This is a genomic window from Mycobacterium arosiense ATCC BAA-1401 = DSM 45069, from assembly GCF_002086125.1.
Lineage (GTDB): Bacteria > Actinomycetota > Actinomycetes > Mycobacteriales > Mycobacteriaceae > Mycobacterium > Mycobacterium arosiense.
In genome coordinates this window covers 1-14,289 of record NZ_MVHG01000115.1, presented here as the reverse complement: position 1 = coordinate 14,289, position 14,289 = coordinate 1, and the positions used below count along the sequence as shown (strand labels likewise).

Annotated in this window: 14 protein-coding genes and 4 tRNA genes; 11 read left to right on the top strand and 7 right to left on the bottom strand. The window is 65.3% G+C overall.

The window, feature by feature from the left end:
• Positions 1-73 precede the first annotated feature (73 nt).
• A complete protein-coding gene (locus tag BST14_RS25775) occupies positions 74-814 on the bottom strand; it encodes an SDR family oxidoreductase (protein ID WP_083067134.1) in 741 nt (246 codons plus the stop codon).
• Positions 815-820: 6 nt separating this feature from the next.
• Positions 821-1,345, bottom strand: coding sequence for a TetR/AcrR family transcriptional regulator (locus tag BST14_RS25770; RefSeq protein WP_083067133.1), 525 nt, complete (start codon positions 1,343-1,345; stop codon positions 821-823).
• A gap of 46 nt (positions 1,346-1,391) precedes the next feature.
• On the opposite strand from BST14_RS25770, the gene BST14_RS25765 reads away from it, so the two are divergent.
• Together BST14_RS25765 and BST14_RS25760 are read left to right on the top strand one after the other, a co-directional pair.
• On the top strand, positions 1,392-2,675 hold the full coding sequence (locus BST14_RS25765; RefSeq protein ID WP_083067132.1) for a cytochrome P450: 1,284 nt from the start codon (positions 1,392-1,394) through the stop codon (positions 2,673-2,675).
• A gap of 278 nt (positions 2,676-2,953) precedes the next feature.
• The gene (locus BST14_RS25760; protein ID WP_083067136.1) at positions 2,954-4,330 is read left to right on the top strand and encodes a TIGR00366 family protein; all 1,377 of its coding nucleotides are present in this window, start codon (positions 2,954-2,956) and stop codon (positions 4,328-4,330) included.
• 27 nt (positions 4,331-4,357) lie between these two features.
• On the opposite strand, the gene BST14_RS25755 is transcribed toward BST14_RS25760, so the two are convergent.
• From BST14_RS25755 to BST14_RS25745, 3 genes are all read right to left on the bottom strand, one after another.
• Positions 4,358-4,434, bottom strand: a tRNA-Phe gene (locus BST14_RS25755).
• Positions 4,435-4,461: 27 nt separating this feature from the next.
• Positions 4,462-4,538, bottom strand: a tRNA-Asp gene (locus BST14_RS25750).
• A 29-nt stretch (positions 4,539-4,567) separates the two neighbouring features.
• Positions 4,568-4,640: transfer RNA gene (locus tag BST14_RS25745), tRNA-Glu, on the bottom strand.
• A gap of 124 nt (positions 4,641-4,764) precedes the next feature.
• On the opposite strand from BST14_RS25745, the gene BST14_RS25740 reads away from it, so the two are divergent.
• Positions 4,765-4,840, top strand: a tRNA-Lys gene (locus BST14_RS25740).
• Between the two features lie 40 nt (positions 4,841-4,880).
• Here the strand turns inward: BST14_RS25740 and BST14_RS25735 are convergent.
• Positions 4,881-5,780, bottom strand: coding sequence for a class I SAM-dependent methyltransferase (locus tag BST14_RS25735; RefSeq protein WP_083067131.1), 900 nt, complete (start codon positions 5,778-5,780; stop codon positions 4,881-4,883).
• Between the two features lie 115 nt (positions 5,781-5,895).
• Between BST14_RS25735 and BST14_RS25730 the strand changes: the two genes are divergently transcribed.
• The 3 genes from BST14_RS25730 to BST14_RS25720 are packed head-to-tail and all read left to right on the top strand — an operon-like array spanning position 5,896 to position 7,093.
• Positions 5,896-6,393, top strand: coding sequence for a nucleoside deaminase (locus BST14_RS25730; RefSeq protein WP_142279613.1), 498 nt, complete (start codon positions 5,896-5,898; stop codon positions 6,391-6,393).
• Between the two features lie 44 nt (positions 6,394-6,437).
• A complete protein-coding gene (locus BST14_RS25725) occupies positions 6,438-6,845 on the top strand; it encodes an ArsR/SmtB family transcription factor (protein WP_083067129.1) in 408 nt (135 codons plus the stop codon).
• Positions 6,846-6,889: 44 nt separating this feature from the next.
• Entirely contained in the window at positions 6,890-7,093 is a 204-nt protein-coding gene (locus BST14_RS25720) for a zinc transporter Slc39a7 (RefSeq protein ID WP_083067128.1), read from the top strand.
• Positions 7,094-7,115: 22 nt separating this feature from the next.
• Here the strand turns inward: BST14_RS25720 and BST14_RS25715 are convergent, their stop codons facing one another.
• Positions 7,116-8,129, bottom strand: a complete 1,014-nt coding sequence (locus tag BST14_RS25715; RefSeq protein WP_245845738.1) for an oxygenase MpaB family protein — start codon at positions 8,127-8,129, stop codon at positions 7,116-7,118.
• A gap of 128 nt (positions 8,130-8,257) precedes the next feature.
• On the opposite strand from BST14_RS25715, the gene BST14_RS25710 reads away from it, so the two are divergent.
• The 5 genes from BST14_RS25710 to phoU all read left to right on the top strand — a co-directional run bounded on the left by BST14_RS25710 (position 8,258) and on the right by phoU (position 14,198).
• On the top strand, positions 8,258-8,872 hold the full coding sequence (locus BST14_RS25710) for a TetR/AcrR family transcriptional regulator (RefSeq protein ID WP_142279612.1): 615 nt from the start codon (positions 8,258-8,260) through the stop codon (positions 8,870-8,872).
• Positions 8,873-9,043: 171 nt separating this feature from the next.
• Positions 9,044-10,066, top strand: a complete 1,023-nt coding sequence (locus tag BST14_RS25705) for an acyl-ACP desaturase (protein WP_083067126.1) — start codon at positions 9,044-9,046, stop codon at positions 10,064-10,066.
• Positions 10,067-10,073: 7 nt separating this feature from the next.
• Positions 10,074-11,207 carry a tRNA dihydrouridine synthase DusB gene (gene dusB, locus BST14_RS25700; RefSeq protein WP_083067125.1) on the top strand — a complete coding sequence of 378 codons (1,134 nt, stop codon included), beginning with the start codon at positions 10,074-10,076 and terminating at the stop codon, positions 11,205-11,207.
• 209 nt (positions 11,208-11,416) lie between these two features.
• The gene (locus BST14_RS25690; protein ID WP_083067124.1) at positions 11,417-13,474 is read left to right on the top strand and encodes an LCP family protein; all 2,058 of its coding nucleotides are present in this window, start codon (positions 11,417-11,419) and stop codon (positions 13,472-13,474) included.
• A 58-nt stretch (positions 13,475-13,532) separates the two neighbouring features.
• Positions 13,533-14,198, top strand: coding sequence for a phosphate signaling complex protein PhoU (gene phoU, locus BST14_RS25685; protein ID WP_083067123.1), 666 nt, complete (start codon positions 13,533-13,535; stop codon positions 14,196-14,198).
• Positions 14,199-14,289 lie beyond the last annotated feature (91 nt).

Genomic DNA, 14,289 nt, shown 5'->3' with positions numbered 1-14,289 from the left:
CCCTGCACCCAACAATCATCCCCAAAGCCCCCCGACGACCACGCCCGCCACGCGGAACTAATTCAGCAAGCTCCTAGATCTTCACGGGTACATAACTGGTCAGTCCTCCGTCGACGACGAACTCCGCCCCGGTGGCGTACGCCGACTCGTCGCTGACCAGGAGCACGACAAAGGTGGAGACCTCGGCGGGTGCGGCGCCTCGGCGCATCGGAATGGGTCGCATGAAGTCTTCGGTAACGCCCTCGCTCAGGGGCGTATGCACTAGTCCGGGGTGAATGGAATTGACCCGGATGTTGTACCGGGCTAGCTCAACTGCTGCTGATTTGGTGATGCCGCGCAATCCGAACTTGGCGGCAACGTAGCTGTGCAGGTGGGCGCTGCCGGCCAGTCCCTCCACGGACGAAATGTTGACGATCGATCCTCCGCCGCCGGCGATCATCGGTTCGATCGCGGCCCGCATACCGAGATAGGCCCCGGTCAGGTTGACGTCGAGGACCCGTTGCCAGTCGGACACCGAGGAGCCGCGCAGGGGGCCCATTTTGACGATCCCGGCGTTGTTGACCAGCGCGTCGAGGCGACCGAATGTGTCCAGCGTGGCATCGATCGCCCGGTGCCACCCGTCCGGATCCGTGACGTCGAGAACTTCGAAACGGGCTGATCCGCCTAACTTTTCGGCGACGGCTCCGCCGTCCTCCTCGAGAACGTCGCCGATCACCACCAGCGCACCCTCGGATACCAGCGTCTGCGCATGCACGGCACCCATGCCGCGTGCGCCACCGGTGACCAGTACAACCTTCCCGTCGACTCGTCCCATGGCTGGCTACAGTACGCCCGCCGCGAGCCGAAGTTGGTCAAGCAACCGGCCCTGGTCGTAGCCGGGAACGAGATAGTGACATACGGACAGGCGTACCAGCGCCATCGCCACCACGTCCGGGTCGGCGACCTGCCCTTCCAGCGCCGGCGCGACCAGGGCGACCAGCTCGGGCATCGCCCTGCTCATCTGATCGAGCACCAGGCGCGGCTCGATCTCAATGAGGCCGCGCATCTGGTACGAGCCGTAGAAGTCAACCAAGAAGTGCAGCAGCGCATCAACCCTGCCGCGACCGGTCCGCCCGTCGGTTGCGCGCGCTAAATCCTCACGCAGTAAACGCATTTCGAACCCACTGAAGGCGGTCAGCAGGTCGTCTTTGGACGAGAACGACTTGTACAAGGTCGGGCGCGAAATGCCCGCCTCGGCCGCCACATCGGAAAGACTCAGCTTGCCGTAGCCGTGGCGGCACAGCACTTTGAAAGCGGCCCGCAAGATCCGTTCGCGCATCGGGTCGTCCGCGATGACGTTGTCCATGGTTTACAGACTTTACAGTATTTGTAAGTGATGTTAGCGTCCCCGCATGACGGACTTCGCCGAGGTCGACTTCTTCACCAATCCCGACTTGGTCGCGGATCCCTATCCCTATTACGAATATCTGCGCGAACAGTGTCCGGTTGTGCACCTGCGGGGTGGCAGGATGGTCGCGGTCACCGGCTATGACGAGCTGACGCAGGTGTATCGCGACAGCGCGACATTCTCGGCTGTCAATTCCTCGCTCGGTCCCTTTCCGCTACCGTTCGAGGTAATCGGCGATGATATTTCCGAACAGATCGACGCCCACCGCGACCAATTCCCGATGAGCGAGCACCTCGTTTCATTCGATCCACCGCGGCACACCGCGCACCGCGCGCTGCTCAACGGACTCTTCACTCCCAAGCGGCTCAAGGAGAATGAGGAGTTCATGTGGCATCTCGCCGACCAACTGATCGACGAGTTCATTGCTGATGGGCGTTGCGAATTCGCCTCCGCCTACGCTCAGCCCTTCCCGCTACTGGTGATCGCGGATTTACTCGGCGTGCCCGGGGCAGATCATCCGATGTTCCGCGAACTGTTGGCGGGGAAAGGGCCGGCCGAAAATCCGTCGTGGGCCCAGCGTGACGACGATGGTTCGTTGAACATGAATCCCCTTGCCTATCTTGATAAGTGGTTCACTACGTATATCAACGACCGGCGCGACCAGCCCGGGCATGACATCCTGACCGAGATGGCCACCCAGCGATTCGCCGATGGCACCTTGCCCGAGGTGGTGGATCTGGTGCGAATCGCGACGTTCTTGTTCATCGCGGGCCACGAGACCACGGCCCGACTGTTGTCCAGCGCGCTGCGCGTCTTGGCGGAAGATCCAGAATTACAGGACACATTGCGCGGCAACCGGGATCGCATTCCCAATTTCGTCGAGGAGATGCTACGGCTGGAAAGCCCGATCAAAAGTGACTTCCGGTTGACCCGAGTTACTACGACGCTCGGCGGCACGAAATTGTCTGCCGGCACGACGGTGATGCTGCTACCCGGCGCCGCCAATCGGGATCCGCGGCACTTCGAATGTCCGGCCGAACTCCGCGTGGACCGGCCGAACGCCCGCCACAATGTGGCGTTCGCCCGCGGAGCGCACAGTTGCCCCGGTGGACCACTGGCTCGCATCGAGGGCCGGGTGTCGATCGAGCGAATTTTGGACAGATTCAACACCATTCGGCTCGATGAAGCACAGCACGGGCCGCCGGGAAATCGCCGATTCGAGTACGTGCCGCTATACATCCTGCGCGGGCTGGAAGCACTTCACGTGGAGTTCACCGCAACGCCATAATCAGCGACGGTGGCCGACCGGCCGCGGATAGCGCTATGTGCAGCTCCTTGACCCCCCGGCACGGGCGTGGATTTGCAGCGGTAGCGAGCGCAACAGAAGCGACCTTGCGCGAGGTCCATTACGATCAGCCAATGCGCGCGGTCGAACGCGAGCTGGCCAGAAAATGCAAGGGCGGGTCGATGACGACGAGCGAGGAACCCAAGGCCGCAACCGAGGCTCCCGGGCCCGAAAGGCCAAGCGCGTCTGAAGAAGAACGCAAACCCGAACAGCGCGGCCTCATCCAAGCTTTCACCGCGCTCTGTGTCCGGTACGTCGAACGGCTGATGCCCGACCCCTATCTGTTCGCGGTCATCCTCACCGTCATCGTCGCCGCGCTGGTGGCCATGGTGGTGAAGGGCGGCTCCGCGAGCGGGATGCTCAAGGCGTGGTACGGGGGCGTGTGGGGATCGCAGAACATTTTCACCTTCGCCTTTCAGATGGTCCTGATCCTGGTGACCGGCTACACACTCGCCGAGGCCCCGGTTCTGAAGCGGGCCATCGCCTACATCGCGAGCAAGCCGGGCAACCAGGTGCAGGCAGCGCTTTTGTGTTTCGGCGTCGGCGCCACACTGTCCCTGCTGAATTGGGGGCTCGGGCTGGTCGCGGGTGCGCTGATCGCCCGGCAGGTCGCGAAGCGCTTCACCGACGCACATTTCGGCTACCTCATCGCGGCGGCGTTCATGGGCTTCATCGTCTGGACGCAGGGGCTGTCGTCATCGATCGCGCTGGCGAACACGGACGACGGCAGCCCAATCAACGTGATCCACAAGATGACTGGGGCCACGGTGCCGCTCAAACTGACGATCTTTGAGCCCTACAGCTGGCTGTCGGTGCTCGTCGTGCTGGCGCTGCTCGCGCTTGCGATCTGGCGCATGCAGCCAACGCAACGCCTTGCGCCCGATCCCGCTGTGTTCGAGGAGGAGGACCAGTCCGAGGCCAAGCCCGAGGGCGCGCGATCGTTCGCCGAATGGCTGGAAAATCAGTGGATTCTCAACGTCCTCGTGTTTGCGGCCGGCATCGCCTACTTCTGGCTCAGCAATTTTGCGCTGAACATCTCGTCGATGATCATGCTGTTCACGATCACCGCCGCGCTGCTGCACCGCACGCCGATCCGGTTCATCCGGGCGTTCACCGGCGCCGCCAAGGTGTCCGGTCCGCTGCTGCTGCAGTACCCGCTCTACGGCGGCCTGGTTGCTCTGCTCGGCTATGCGCCACCCCACGCGGGCGGCAAGGCCGTGCCCCTGCAGACGCTGCTGGCCCACGGGCTGGTCAGCGGCGCCACGCAGTACACGCTGCCGTTCCTGACCTTCATCGGCTCGTTGATCATCAGCTTGTTCGTACCGTCCGGCGGCGGGCACTGGGCCGTGCAGGGCCCGATCGCGGTCGACTCGGCGCGCGCGCTCGGTCAGGTCTCACCGGCCTACCTCGGGTTGATATCCATGGCGGTCGCCGTCGGCGAAGGGGTCGCGAACATGATCCAGCCGTTCTGGTTGCTGCCCCTGCTCGCGATCGCGAAGCTCAATGTCCGTCAGGTGATGGGGTTCACCATCGTCGCGTTTTTGATCGGGTTGGTGGTGCTGGGTGCCACCACTCTGATTGCGCCCTACGTGCTTTAACGAATCGCTATACAGAGCGTCAGATCATGGTGGCCAGGGGCGGGATCGAACCGCCGACCTTCCGCTTTTCAGGCGGACGCTCGTACCGACTGAGCTACCTGGCCGGAAGGCAGCGAGTGCCTCGCCGCGCTTGGCGACCCTGACGGGACTCGAACCCGCGACCTCCGCCGTGACAGGGCGGCGCGCTAACCAACTGCGCCACAGGGCCTTGCTGCTGCTCCGCGTCACCGCGTCGCGTACCCCCAACGGGATTCGAACCCGTGCTACCGCCGTGAAAGGGCGGCGTCCTAGGCCACTAGACGATGGGGGCCAGAACCGAATCACTCCGGGGTACTCGCCACGTGGTTTCGTTGGGAGCCACGTCAGCTTAGGTCACCGCGTGCCCAATCCTCAAACGAGCCTCGTTTTCGGTCCAAGTATCCTGAATCTCCGCGGCCCCTATAGCTCAGTTGGTAGAGCTACGGACTTTTAATCCGCAGGTCCTAGGTTCGAGTCCTAGTGGGGGCACCACGACGCGCACGACCGGAGGCCGAGCGCACTCGAAGACGGCTCATCCCCCGAGCACCGCGCTGCTGTAGGTGACATCGGCGAAGGCCGCGGCGACGTCGTCGTCGGCGTAGACAAATCCGTTGGCCGCATGCAACTGCGCGATGGTCTGCGAGGTGGTCTGCCAGCCGCGCCGGCTCAGGTGGTCGACGATGTGACTGCGCTGCCCGTGATACACGAGATCGTTGAAGTCGATCTCGAACCCGAGCTCGCTCATCCGATCGTGGTACGCCCGCCACCGCGGGTCGGCGAAAACGGCGGTGTCAGGCACGAATTCGAACGCGAGGCGGCTGCCTGGCGCGCTCAGGTCGGTGATGTTGTCGAACAGCGCGTCTTGGGCGTCGTCGGGCAAATAGACCACCAAGCCCTCGGCGCTCCACGCCGAGGGAGCCTGCGGATCGAACCCGGCGGCCCGCAAGGCCGAGGCCCAATCGTCGCGCAGGTCGATGCCGACGGTGCGACGCTCGGCAGTCGCTTCGGCTCCCAGGTCGCGCAGCGTCAAGGTCTTGAACTCGATCACCTCGGGCATGTCGACCTCGTAGACGACGGTGCCGGCCGGCCAGGGCAGCCGGTAGGCGCGGGAATCGAGGCCCGACGCGAGGATCACCACCTGGCCGATGCCGCTGCGGGTCGCGTCCAGAAAGAATTGGTCGTAGAACCGGGTTCGGCAGGCCATCCCCCGCGCCATTCGCTGCGGATCGAACTCGGTGTTACCGCTGGGCGCGATTTCGCCGTTCACCAGCCGGACGTAGACGTCGATCCCGACCGCCCGCACCAACGGCGCGGCATAGGGGTCGTCGATCAACTTCGCGTCCGAAGACAGCGCCCGCTGCGCGGCCACCATGGTCGCCGTCGCCCCGACACTGGTCGCAAGATCCCATCGATCACGTTCGGCGCGCGCCATGGTGCCCCCTCAAGCCGGGTCCGAAAAAGATAGACAATCTAGTGAGTATCACAGGGTCGCAGTCCGGAGTGCGGGACTACTCTGCGAGTTATCAGCTCCCGTTTCAGGAGGGCCCGTGACCGATTTCGCCCAGCGGACGATCGACCTGGCTCGCCGCAACGTGGCAGAGGGCGGCCGCCCCTTCGCGACGGTGATCGTCCAGGACGGCGAGGTGCTCGCCGAGAGCGCCAACAAGGTGGCCCAGACCAACGATCCCACCGCCCATGCGGAAATCCTCGCCATCCGCGAGGCCTGCATGAAGCTGGGCACCGAGCACCTCGTCGAGGCCACCATCTACGTGCTCGCCCACCCGTGCCCGATGTGCCTGGGCTCGCTGTACTACTGCTCACCCAAAGAAGTGGTTTTCTTGACCACCCGGGAAAGCTACGAGCGGTACTACGCCGATGACCGCAAGTATTTCGAGGTGTCCACGTTCTACGACGAATTCGCCAAGCAATGGGGCCAGCGCCGCCTACCGATGCGCTACGAGCCCAACGGCGACGCCGTCGAGGTCTACCGGTTCTGGAACGAGCGCGACGGCGAAGGCCGGGCTACGGCCGTCCCGTCCTGCTGAACCGCACCCTTGGCGGCCGGAACGACGTCCGCTAATATTTGCGTATGCATGCAGATAATGGCAAAGGCCGGTTGCCGGACGACCAGGCCGGCCTGGTCGTCGAGGTCTTCCGGATGCTCGCCGATGCCACGCGCGTGCAGGTGCTCTGGTCGTTGACCGACCACGAGATGTCGGTCAACGAACTCGCCGAGCACGTGGGCAAACCGGCGCCGTCGGTTTCCCAGCACCTCGCGAAGCTGCGGATGGCCCGGCTGGTCCGCACCCGTCGGGAGGGCACGACGATTTTCTACAGCCTGGAAAACGACCACGTCCGCCAACTCGTCATCGATGCGGTGTTCAACGCCGAACACGCCGGCCCCGGGGTTCCCGGTCACCATCGCGGCGACGGCGTGCTGAGAGCCGTCCCGGAGTCGTCCCGCCCACCGAACCGGCGGCACAGCGCCGGGCGCTGAGCGAGCGGCGGCCACAAGGCATTTCACCCAAGGAGAGATCAGCGATGAGCGAACAGCACACTCACGACGCGCCGCACGCGCACGAACACCAGCACGGCGACGTCACACACGTCCACGCGCACACCGCCCACGAGCATGAGCACGTCGAGCACGAACACTCACACACTCACGCCGACGGGACCGAACACACCCACTCGCACGTGCATCAGGCGGGTCTGGAAGAAGTCCACGGCCACGCCCACGCCTAGCGCAGCCGGCGCCGCAGCGGTCTCAGGAGACCATCGGGCAGTAATGCTTGGGGTTGCCGCGCTCGTCTTCGGGCGGCAGATTGCGCGCCGGGGTCTGCACCAGCGGCGTATCGGGCGAAATCCGCCCGCTGGCACGGTCCAACCCGGCGCGCGCCCGCGGGTGCTTGCGGAATCTGGGCGGCACCAGGGCGAACACCCCGCGAACGAGGTCACCGAAGCGCCGGTGCAACCATTCGTCGCGGCCCGACCACGAATAACCCATCAGCTCCCGCACCGGCGGGTCGTACAGGCCGACCGTCACCCAGACGAAAAACGGCGCCAGCAGTTTGCGCTGGGCCGCCCATAGTGGGTCCGGAATCCATTGCGCGAAAGGAGGTTTCGGTAGCTCGGTCAGGTCGAGCACGGCCCGCGCCGCCCAGTTGCTCTCCAGCACGTTGCGGCACATGTGGTCCCAGTAGACCTGAAACTCTTCCCACGACTTCGGCACCGGCCGCATGCTCATGCCGTACATGCGATACCACTCGACGTGTTCGTCGAACAGTTGGCGCTTCTGCTCCTCGGTGATCCCGCCGCAGAACCGTTCGGCGACGTGAATGGTGCCCATGAAGAAGGTGGAGTGCGCCCAGTAGAAGACGTCGGGGTTCAACGCGTGGTAGCGCCGGCCCTGTTCGTCGACCCCCTTGATGTCGGTGTGATAGTCGCGGACTTCCGCGCCCGTGACGGGAGCGCGGTCACCGTCGAAGACGACGCCCCCGATGGGATACAACGAGCGCAGCAGGCGCGGCCACCGCTCACGGAAGAACGTGGAGTGATCGATGACCGCCGCGCCCAGCTGCGGGTGCATGTTTTGCATCGATCCCGCCCACGGGCCCTGCAGCATGCCCCGCCAGTCACCGAAGTACCGCCAGGTCAGCGAATCGGGTCCCAGCGGTGCGGGGGGCGCCTGGTATCCCGCCGGCGATACCGGACAGCCGCCCGCGACGCCGGCGGACGCATCGGTCGGCCCGGCCCAAACCGACTGCTCAGCGGTGTTCAGGACATCGCCGCGCGCTACGTCGCTGGTCGGAAGACGCGATGCGGACGTATCTTGAGTCACTATTGGATCCCTGTTGGTATCTTGTAATTCTGACTACAGCCGTTGTCATTTCAGAGCTTAGGAGCGATGTGCAGACGGGTCAACGACGGGGACGCTGGACCGGCGTCCCCCTGGAGAGCCGCCTCGCGCTTCGCCGGGACAACCTCATCGGCGCGGGGGTGCAGTTGCTGGGCAGGCCCGGTGGGCCGGCGCTGACCGTGCGCGCGGTGTGCCGTGCGGCCGCGCTGACCGAACGCTACTTCTACGAAAGCTTCGCCGACCGTGACGAATTCGTGCGCGCGGTCTACGACGACGTCTGCACGCGCGCGATGAACACACTCACGTCGGCGACGACCCCGCGCGAAGCCGTCGAGCGATTCGTCGAGCTCATGGTCGACGACCCGGTCCGCGGACGCGTGCTGTTGCTGGCGCCGACGGTCGAGCCCGTGCTGACCCGCTCCGGGGCCGAGTGGATGCCCAATTTCATCGACCTGCTGCAGCGCAAGCTGTCCCGCATCGGCGATGCCGTGCTGCAGAAGATGATTGCCACCAGCCTGGTGGGCGGGCTGTCGAGCCTGTTCACCGCCTACCTGCACGGGCAGCTGGGCGCCAGCCGCACGCAATTCATCGATTACTGCATCAACATGCTGTACATCAGCGCCGCGCCATACGTTCCCGTCGGCGAACTCGGCAAGTCGCAGTAATCGCGTTTTGATTTGCGCCGCATCGGCAAGTAGTACACCTGGACCCGCAGCTTGAGTCCGCTCGAAACCGGCATCGAACCGTCACCTAACGCGCCGGACGAGGAACTTGATGCTACTGAAGTACACAGATATATTGACTGCTACCCATCGACACAGATAACTGGAGGACCTATGTCAGCTGAGCTGACAAACCTACAGCTGCTGCACGAACTCGAGCCGTTCGTTGAGAAGTACCTGAACCGGCACGAGAGCATGCACAAGAACTGGAACCCGCATGACTACATCCCGTGGTCGGACGGCAAAAACTACTACGCGCTCGGTGGGCAGGATTGGGAGCCCGGTCAATCCAAACTCTCGGACGTCGCCCAGATCGCGATGGTGCAGAACCTGATGACCGAGGACAATCTGCCGTCCTACCACCGCGAGATCGCGATGAACTTCGGCCTCGACGGCGCATGGGGCCAGTGGGTCAACCGCTGGACCGCCGAGGAGAACCGGCACGGCATCGCGCTCCGCGATTACCTGGTGGTGACCCGCGCGGTCGACCCGGTCGAACTGGAGAAGCTGCGCATCGAGGTCGTGAACCGCGGCTTCAGCCCGGGCCAGAACCACCAGGTTCGCGCCGATCTGTTTGCCGAGAGCCTGTTCGATTCGGTGATCTACGTGACCTTCCAGGAGCTGGCCACCCGGATCTCGCACCGCAACACCGGCAAGGCCTGCAACGAGACCATCGCCGACCAGTTGCTGGCCAAGATCTCGGCCGACGAGAACCTGCACATGATCTTCTACCGGGATGTCAGCGACGCCGGGTTCGCCGCCGCGCCCAACCAGGCGATGAAGTCGCTGCACAAGGTGCTGCGCAACTTCCAGATGCCCGGCTACCAGGTGCCCGAGTTCCGCCGCAAGGCCGTCGCCATCGCCGTCGGCGGCGTGTACGACCCGCGCATCCACCTCGACGATGTGGTCATGCCGGTGCTGAAGAAGTGGCGCATCTTCGAGCGTGAGGACTTCACGGGCGAGGCCGCCGCCATGCGCGACGATCTCGCGCTGCTGATCAAGGAACTCGAAACGACCTGCGAAAAGTTCGAGATTTCCAAGCAGCGTCAGCTCGAGCGGGAGGCCCGCACCGGCAAGCTGACCACCGCATTTGAGCTGCACCAGACCGCGGGCACGCTGACCATGAGCCGGCGGTAACCAAGCGGTGCGCATAGGATCCATCGCGCTCGCCAGCCCGGTGGTCCTGGCGCCGATGGCGGGCGTGACAAACGTCGCTTTCCGGACACTGTGTCGTGAACTGGAGCAAGCCAAGGTCGGCACCGTCAGCGGGCTCTACGTGTGCGAAATGGTCACGGCGCGTGCGCTTGTTGAGCGTCACGCGGCGACGCTGCACATGACCACCTTCGCCGCCGACGAGTCGCCGCGGTCGCTGCAGCTCTATACCGTCGACCCCGCGACCACCTACGCCGCCGCCAAGATGATCGCCGACGAAGGCCTGGCGGATCACATCGACATGAATTTCGGCTGCCCGGTGCCCAAGGTGACCAAGCGCGGCGGCGGATCGGCGCTGCCCTACAAGCGGCGACTGTTTGGCCAGATCGTCGCCGCGGCGGTGCGCGGCACCGAGGGCACCCAGATCCCGGTGACCGTCAAGTTCCGCGTCGGCATCGACGACGAGCACCACACGCACGTCGACGCCGGCCGCATTGCCGAAGCCGAGGGGGCCGCCGCCGTCGCGCTGCATGCCCGCACGGCGGCGCAGCGCTACTCCGGCACCGCCGACTGGGCACAGATCGCCCGGCTCAAACAGCATGTGCAAACGATCCCGGTGCTCGGCAACGGTGACATCTATGACGCCAGCGACGCGCTGACGATGATGGCCACCACCGGCTGCGACGGCGTCGTGATCGGGCGCGGCTGTCTAGGCCGGCCGTGGCTGTTCGCCGAACTGTCGGCCGCATTCACCGGCAGCGCGCCGCCGACGCCGCCGACGCTGGGTGAGGTCGCCGACATCGTCCGACGGCACGGGCAGCTGTTGGCCGCGCATTTCGGCGAGGACAAGGGCATGCGCGACATCCGCAAGCACATCGGCTGGTACCTGCACGGCTTTCCGGCCGGCTCCGAGCTGCGCCGGGCGCTGGCGATGGTCAAGACGCTCGACGAGCTGGACCGTCTGCTCGACCGCTTGGACGGCACGGTGCCGTTCCCGGACGCGGCGACGGGCCCGCGCGGCCGGCAGGGTTCACCGGCGCGGGTGGTGCTTCCGGAAGGGTGGTTGACCGACCCTGACGACTGCACGGTCCCGGCCGGCGCCGACATCATGCACTCCGGGGGCTGAGCCGACAGCTCGACATCGCGTCCGGACCGATAACTCAGTACGATGTGGGCTTTGTTGCATGCGCTCGGGCAGCGGATGGGTTCCGTGCCGCTGCACGAGGACGACCAAAGCTGGTTGGCACCAGCGGCAGCGCAAACAATGCGGCGCTGCGCTGACACTACGCACGCACACGCTGACGTCTGCATCAGAGCTTCGGAGGCCGGTAGAACATGAGTGACGCCGAGAACGACGCCACTCGTAATGGTCGGCATAGCCCGGGCGAGGCGCACGCCCGCCCGATCGCGCCGCGCCCGGCGCCGTTGGGCGCCGCCCCCTGGGAGCGATTCTTCCAGCCTCCCGCCGATGACAGCCTGCACCGATGGCAGCCCGAGATCGGCATCGAGCCCGTAGAGCCGGCCGCCGACGACACCGACCTGAGTGGATCCCACGCCGGGGGCGGCGTCAGCGTCGCGGACCTGATCGCCAAGCTCGGCGCCCCCGACCGGCCCGTTACCCACCGCGTCGCTCGGGACAATCCGGAGCCCCAGCCGTCCGGGGCCGGGCCTGGTCTGCCGATCGAGCTGCAGCCAACGCGGGTGATCGACGACCTGGCCTACTCCCTGGACGCCGTCGCCGAACTTCGGGCCCTTGAGGCCGCCGACTATCCGAACGACGACGACCCAGACGACGAAGCCCCCGCCGACCGTGTGGAGCCCAAGCGGCGGCGCCGTCCGCTGCTGCTGGCCGCGCGGTCGACGGCAGCCCTGGCCGCGGTGCTGGCCCTGGTCACGACCGGCGGGGCGTGGCAATGGAGCGCGTCGAAAAACGCGCGGCTGAACACGATCAGCGCGCTCGACCAGAATTCCAGCGACATCCGCGACCCGGGTGGACAGTATGGCGACGAGGACTTCTTGATCGTCGGTCTCGACTCGCGCCTGGGCGACAACGCCAACATGGGCGCCGGCACCACCGACGACGCCGACGGCGAACGCTCCGACACGGTGATGCTGGTCAACATTCCGGCCAACCGTAAACGCGTGGTGGCGGTGTCGTTCCCCCGCGACCTGGCGATCACCCCGATGCAGTGCGAAGCGTGGAACCCCGAAACCGGCAAGTACGGGCCCCTCTACGATCCGAAGACCAAGACCTACGGGCCGAAGACAACCTACACGGAGACCAAACTGAACTCGGCGTTCGCCTTCGGCGGCCCGAAGTGTCTGGTGAAGGAAATCCAGAAGCTGTCCGGTTTGAGCATCAACCGCTTCATCGCCGTCGACTTCTCCGGCTTCGCGAGAATGGTCGACGCCCTGGGCGGCGTCGAGGTCTGCTCGAGCACGCCGCTGCACGACTACGAGTTGGGCACGGTCCTCGACCACGGTGGCCGCCGGGTCCTCGACGGTTCGACCGCCTTGAACTACGTGCGCGCGCGCCAGGTCACCACTGAGGTCAACGGCGATTATGGCCGGATCAAACGCCAGCAGCGGTTCTTGTCCTCGCTGCTGCGGTCGTTGATCTCCGAAGACACGCTGCTGGACCCGAACAAGCTCAACAACGTCGTCAACATGTTCATCAGCGACACCGTCGTCGACAACGTGCAGTCCAAGGACCTGGTTGAACTCGGGCAGTCGCTGCAGGGCATTGCGGCCGGGCACGTCACGTTCGTCACCGTGCCGACCGGCGTGACCGACCAGAACGGCGACGAGCCGCCGCGGATGGCCGACATGCGGGCGCTGTTCGATGCCATCATCAACGACGATCCGCTGCCCGAAGAAAACGACCAGAACGCACAGAATCTGAGCACGTCGCCGACGAAGGGGCCGTCGAAGGCGCCCACCACCAAGAAGTCGCCGGCGCCGACGGCCGAGGCGCAACAAGAGCAGATCACGACGACCTCGCCCAGCGATGTGACTGTGCGGGTTTCCAACGCCACCACCCAGAGCGGTCTGGCCGCCACCGCGACCACGCAGCTCAAGCGGGACGGCTTCAACGTGATGTCACCCGACGATTACCCGAGTTCGGTGAGCGCGACGACGGTGCTCTTCTCGCCGGGCAACGAGGAGGCCGCCGCCACCGTCGCGTCCTCGTTCACCAACGCGAAAGTGCAGCGGGTTTCCGGCTACGGGCAGGTTGTGCAGGTGGTGCTGGGCCCCGACTTCAAGTCGGTCAGCACTCCTTCGCCCAGCGGTTCGTCGATGAGCCTGAAAATCGAACGCGGCTCGAGCAATGCTCCGGCCAAGCTGCCCGAGGACCTGACCGTCACCAACGCGGCCGACACCACCTGCGAGTAACCGCTGTTGACGGCGTTCCGCCGCCCGTTTCGGGCGGGAAGACCGTACGCTTGGTGATATGCGGACCGCCTACCACGAGCAACTCTCGGAGTTATCCGAGCGCCTCGGCGAGATGTGCGGCTTGGCAGGAATCGCCATGGAGCGGGCCACCCAGGCTCTGCTGCAGGCCGACTTGGTGCTAGCCGAACAGGTCATCTCCGATCACGAAGCCATCGCCGCGCTGAGCGCGCGCGCCGAAGAAAGCGCCTTCGTACTACTGGCTTTACAGGCACCGGTGGCCGGCGATCTGAGGGCCATCGTGAGTGCCATTCAGATGGTGGCGGACATCGACCGGATGGGCGCGCTGGCGCTGCACGTCGCCAAGATCGCCCGTCGTCGCCATCCCCAGCACGCACTGCCCGAGGAGGTCAACGGCTATTTCGCCGAAATGGGCAGCATCGCAGTCGAATTGGGTAACAGCGCCCAAGAGGTGGTGTTGTCCCGCGACCCGGAGAAGGCCGCCCGGATCCGCGAAGAAGACGACGCCATGGACGATCTGCATCGGCACCTGTTCTCGGTGCTGATGGACCGCGAATGGAAACACGGCGTCGCCGCGGCCGTCGACGTGACGCTGCTGGGCCGGTTCTACGAGCGCTTCGCCGACCACGCCGTCGAGGTGGCCCGGCGGGTCATCTTCCAGGCGACCGGCAGGCTGCCCGACGAAGAAGCGAAAGCGCCGCAGTAATAAACCCGACCGGACTAGGGCGTGTCTGACAAATGGGGTAGCCAGAGGGTGATGGCGCGTAGGACTGCTGCGCCGCGGTAGACGACGGCGA